4 protein-coding genes and 1 pseudogene are annotated in these 4638 nt (G+C 71.9%); 3 read left to right on the top strand and 2 right to left on the bottom strand.

Annotation, left to right across the window (positions count from 1 at the left end; all coding sequences use genetic code 11):
* Window positions 1–202: pseudogene (locus ACRDP3_RS23480) on the top strand (hypothetical protein); the annotation flags it as partial.
* 8 nt (window positions 203–210) lie between these two features.
* On the opposite strand, the gene ACRDP3_RS23475 reads toward ACRDP3_RS23480, so the two are convergent.
* Window positions 211–1053 carry a MurR/RpiR family transcriptional regulator gene (locus ACRDP3_RS23475; RefSeq protein ID WP_431518991.1) on the bottom strand — a complete coding sequence of 281 codons (843 nt, stop codon included), beginning with the start codon at window positions 1051–1053 and terminating at the stop codon, window positions 211–213.
* A gap of 345 nt (window positions 1054–1398) precedes the next feature.
* Between ACRDP3_RS23475 and ACRDP3_RS23470 the strand changes: the two genes are divergently transcribed.
* Window positions 1399–1839 (top strand): hypothetical protein, encoded by a 441-nt coding sequence (locus ACRDP3_RS23470; RefSeq protein WP_431518990.1) that lies wholly within the window; start codon window positions 1399–1401, stop codon window positions 1837–1839.
* Between the two features lie 50 nt (window positions 1840–1889).
* Here ACRDP3_RS23470 and ACRDP3_RS23465 read toward each other — a convergent pair whose 3' ends face one another.
* Window positions 1890–3353 (bottom strand): cystathionine beta-synthase, encoded by a 1464-nt coding sequence (locus ACRDP3_RS23465; protein WP_431518989.1) that lies wholly within the window; start codon window positions 3351–3353, stop codon window positions 1890–1892.
* A gap of 319 nt (window positions 3354–3672) precedes the next feature.
* Here ACRDP3_RS23465 and ACRDP3_RS23460 point away from each other — a divergent pair.
* Window positions 3673–4638, top strand: a 966-nt coding sequence (locus tag ACRDP3_RS23460; RefSeq protein WP_431518988.1) for an SGNH/GDSL hydrolase family protein, incomplete at its 3' end; no start/stop codon positions are given.

Genomic DNA, 4638 nt, shown 5'->3' with positions numbered 1-4638 from the left:
ACCGGCGGCGCTCGCCACCGCACTGATGCGCACGGCACGGCAGTTGGTGCCCGGGCCCGCGGCTCGGGCACCGCTGTTCGGGCCGCCGTTCACCGTCCCGGCGGAGGCCGACCCGAGCGACCGCCTGATCGCCTTCCTCGGCCGCGACCCGTACGGATGGGACGGGTACGACCGCTCCCACGACGGCTCCACCTCGGCGTAGGCGCGGGCTCACTCCAGGAACAGCCCGCGCTCCGCCGCCCGCGCGTCGAAGTGCTCCAGCCGCGCCTGCGCCTCGGGCAGCCCGTCGCACATCGCCTCCAGCAGCACCCGCCCCAGCAGCATCGGCGCGCACGCGGTGTCGAAGGCGAGCCCGGTGCCGACGGCTGCCGGGAGCAGCAGGTCGTCGGGGTGGGCGACAGGGGCGAAGGCGCTGTCGGCGACCGTGATGACGCGCAGCCCCGCACCACGCGCGTACGCGAGCCCCTCGGCGACCTCTTTCGGGTGACGCGGCAGTGCGAAGCACAGCAGCGCGTTCGCGCCCGCCCGTACGCACGCGTCGACCCGGTCGGCCAGCATGGTGCCGCCCTCGTCCAGGAGCCGCACGTCAGGGTGGACCTTGGCGGCGAAGTAGGCGAAGCCGCGGGCCTGCGCGGAGGCGGCGCGCAGGCCCAGCACGGGCAGGGTGGGAGTCTCGGCGAGCAGCCGGCCGGCCCGCTCCACGGGCGCGGGGTCGGCGAGCAGCGCGGACAGGTGCCGCAGATTGTCGATCTCCGCGTGTACGGCCTGCTGGTAGGCGTTGACGTCGGGCCCCGCCTCCTCGGCGTCCGCCGGCGCCGTCGGCGCCGTGTCCCGGAGGTGCCGGCGCAGCGCCGGATAGCCGTCGAAGCCCAGCGCGACCGCGAACCGGGTGACGGAGGGCTGGCTCACCCCGGCCAGTTCCGCCAGTTCCACGCTGGAGAGGAACGGCGCGTCACCGGCCTGCCGCACCATGCAGTGCGCGATGCGGCGCTGCGTCGGCGTGAGCCGGTGCCCCTCGAAGAGCTTCAGCAACCGCGCGCCGGCACTGCTCATCCCGTCTCCTCCTCGTCCGCGACCCTTGACTTCTATTCACTACCGAACGACTGTGCATGACTATATGCAGCCGGGCAAGCGGCTCGGGACGACGTCGTCGCGAACCCAGGAACTGATCGCGTCACCACGATCACGGGCCGAGCAGGGCATGACGACGGCAAGTCAGTACCCCTGACGAGGACTTCGGGCCGTTCTCCCAACTCCCCTTCCCCTCCCACACCCCCGCGGCCACGATCCCCCCGGACGAGCCCGGCGGCCCCACCTCGGGGGCGGGGGCGCAGACCCCCGCGGATGCGGGGGTTAGCACCACTGCCGGGCCCCGCCCGCAGGCGTAGCGTGCGCTCCATGGAAGCCCGCGACCCCGAGCTGACGCGAGACCTCAGCGCGACCCTCCACACCCGCAAGGAACTCGGCCAGGAGTACGAGGAAGAGCTGATCGCCTCCTTCCTGGAGAAGATCGACAAGCGGCTCGAGACCGTCGTCGACAAACGGGTGCGCCGCCAGCTGGCGGAGCAGCAGATGGTGGTGGCCCGTGGCAGCACGCGCCCCCAGTCGGCCGGCTCGCCCTCCTATCCCGACAACATGGGCGCCCGGCTGCTGGGCGTCGCGTCGCTGGTCCTCGCCATCCCGCTGTCCGCCATCGCCGCGGTCAACACCGGCCTGCCCGGGCTGCTGATCTGCTGGGGCGGCATCGTCGCCGTCAACGCGGTGCAGGCGAGCCGCTCGTGGTTCAGCTTCACCCCGCCGCAGCCGACGGACCGCAAGCGCGACGGCGACTGGGACTGACAGCTGCCGCTGCCGCCGGGGACCTGTGGTCCCCGGCGGGACGGACGTTCCTACTTGTGCGCGCCGCTCGCGCCGGTCGCACCGGTCGCACCGGTCACGTCGGTCGCACCACTCGCCAGATACGCCAGCAGGTCCTGCCGGCTGACCACGCCGACCGGCTTCCCCTCCGCCAGCACCACCGCCGCGTCCGCTTCCTGCAGCACGGGCATCAGATCCCCGACGGACTCGCCGGACCCGACGTGCGGCAGCGGCGCGCTCATGTGCTTCTCCAACTGGTCGTTCAGCGACGCACGCTGGGCGAACAGCGCGTCCAGCAGCTCCCGTTCGACGACCGAGCCGACGACCTCCGCCGCCATCACGTCCGGGTGTCCGGCGCCTGGCTTGACCACCGGCATCTGCGAGACGCCGTACTCGCGCAGCACGTCGATCGCCTCGCCGACCGTCTCCTCGGGGTGCATGTGCACGAGCGAGGGGATCGGCCCCTCCTTGTGGCGGAGGACGTCTCCGACGCGTACGGCCGTGGGCTCGCCCTCCTCGAGGAAGCCGTAGTCGTTCATCCAGTCGTCGTTGAAGATCTTGCTGAGGTAGCCGCGCCCGCTGTCCGGCAGCAGCACGACGACCACCGGTTCCTCCGTGGTCCCGGCGGTCGCGGCTTCCTCGCCCGCCCGCCTGGCCACCTCCAGCGCCGCGACGACGGCCATCCCGCAGGAACCGCCGACCAGCAGCCCCTCCTCCTTGGCCAGCCGCCGCGTCATCTGGAAGGAGTCCTTGTCCGAAACGGCGACGATCTCGTCCGTCACGCCGCGGTCGTAGGCGTCGGGCCAGAAGTCCTCGCCGACCCCCTCCACCAGGTACGGGCGCCCCGAACCGCCGCTGTAGACCGAGCCCTCCGGGTCCGCGCCGACGATCCGCACTCCGCCGTCGCTGATCTCCTTGAGATAGCGGCCCGTTCCGGAGATGGTGCCGCCGGTGCCGATGCCCGTCACGAAGTGGGTGATCCGGCCGTCGGTCTGCTCCCACAGCTCGGGGCCGGTCGTCTCGTAGTGCGAGCGGGGATTGTTGGGGTTGCTGTACTGGTCCGGCTTCCAGGCGTCGGGGGTCTCGCGGACCAGCCGGTCGGAGACGTTGTAGTACGAATCAGGGTGGTCCGGGTCGACCGCTGTCGGGCAGACGACGACCTCTGCGCCGTACGCCCGCAGCACGTTGATCTTGTCGGTGGAAACCTTGTCGGGGCACACGAACAGGCAGTGGTAGCCCTTCTGCTGGGCGACGATGGCCAGCCCGACACCGGTGTTGCCGGAGGTGGGCTCGACGATGGTGCCGCCCGGGCGGAGTTCGCCGGACGCCTCCGCCGCCTCGATCATCCGCAGCGCGATGCGGTCCTTCACCGAACCGCCGGGATTGAAGTATTCGACCTTCGCCAGAACCGTGGCACGGATACCCTCCGTGACGCTGTTCAGCTTGATCAGCGGGGTATTGCCGACAAGGTCGATCATGGACTCGTGATACTGCACCGTGGTCTCCGCGTGTCTGTGGGCAGCGCCGTTGCCGCCGTACCGTCACCATATTGCGCAACACGCGCACACCCGAGGGCCGTTGCCCAGGTTGCAGCGGGGGCCTCACGGGGCAACACAGTGTTAGGGGCGCACAGTCCACGCCCCGTGGGGCGCACACTGGACGCTCACACCGACTACCCATCCTGTACGCCCCCTCATGCACCGAGCACATCACGCATCACGCATCACCCGTAACGAACACAGCAGAGCACACGGACGACGGAACACGTAGACGACGGAGCCAACGGAGCCAACGGCCGGGAGGCGGACGAGAGACATGCCGATGTCGAAGGCGGCGAGCGCACGAGTCGCACGGCGGATCGCCACAGCGGCCGCGTACGGGGGCGGCGGAATCAGCCTGCTCGGAGGCGCTGCCGTCGGACTGCTGTTCACCGAGGCACAGCTGGCCAAGCGCAGGATCGGTGGCGCGGGCGACGACCCGCCTCCCGCCGACGGACTCTACGACTCCGCCCTCGCCGGGCACCACCACGGGCGCCCCGTACGGCTCGGCCTGCTCGGCGACTCCACCGCCGCCGGCCAAGGCGTGCACCGGCCCCGGCAGACGCCGGGGGCGCTGCTCGCCTCGGCGCTCGCCGCCGTCGCCGAACGCCCGGTCGAACTGCGCAACGTCGCGCTGCCCGGCGCCCAGTCCGACGACCTGGAGCGGCAGGTCACGATGCTGCTCGGTGACCGGGATCCCGCCCGGGCCCCCGACATCTGCGTGATCATGATCGGGGCGAACGACGTCACCCACCGCATGCCGCCCGCCCGCTCCGTGCGCCTGCTCTCCGACGCGGTGGCCCGGCTGCGTACGGCGGGCTGCGAGGTGGTGGTCGGGACCTGCCCCGACCTGGGCACGATCGAGCCCGTCGGGCAGCCGCTGCGCTGGATCGCGCGGCGGCTGAGTCGTCAGCTGGCCGCCGCGCAGACCATCGCGGTCGTCGAGGAGGGCGGGCGTACGGTCTCGCTGGGCGATCTGCTGGGGCCGGAGTTCATGGCGAACCCGCGTGAGCTGTTCGGGCCGGACAACTACCACCCCTCCGCCGAGGGGTACGCCACGGCGGCGATGGCGATACTCCCGACGGTATGCGCGTCGCTGGGCCTGTGGCCGACCGAGGACGAGCGTCCCGACGAGGCCCGCCGTGAGGGCATCCTGCCGGTGGCCCGCGCGGCCGCCGAGGCCGCGGCGGAGAGCGGCACCGAGGTCGCCTCGGTCCGCGGCCCGTGGGCGCTGCTCAAGCAC

Origin of the sequence: Streptomyces sp. (assembly GCF_050698815.1) — a bacterium.
In the GTDB taxonomy this organism is placed as follows: Bacteria; Actinomycetota; Actinomycetes; order Streptomycetales; family Streptomycetaceae; genus Streptomyces.
Note: the sequence above shows the minus strand (reverse complement) of the source record. Positions and strands in the feature narration are given on the sequence as shown.

Bases quoted from the DNA above. Each gene is read 5' to 3' on its own strand.
- ACRDP3_RS23470 (WP_431518990.1), top strand. From the start codon at position 1,399: ATGGAAGCCCGCGACCCCGAGCTGACGCGAGACCTCAGCGCGACCCTC.
- ACRDP3_RS23475 (WP_431518991.1), bottom strand. From the start codon at position 1,053: ATGAGCAGTGCCGGCGCGCGGTTGCTGAAGCTCTTCGAGGGGCACCGG.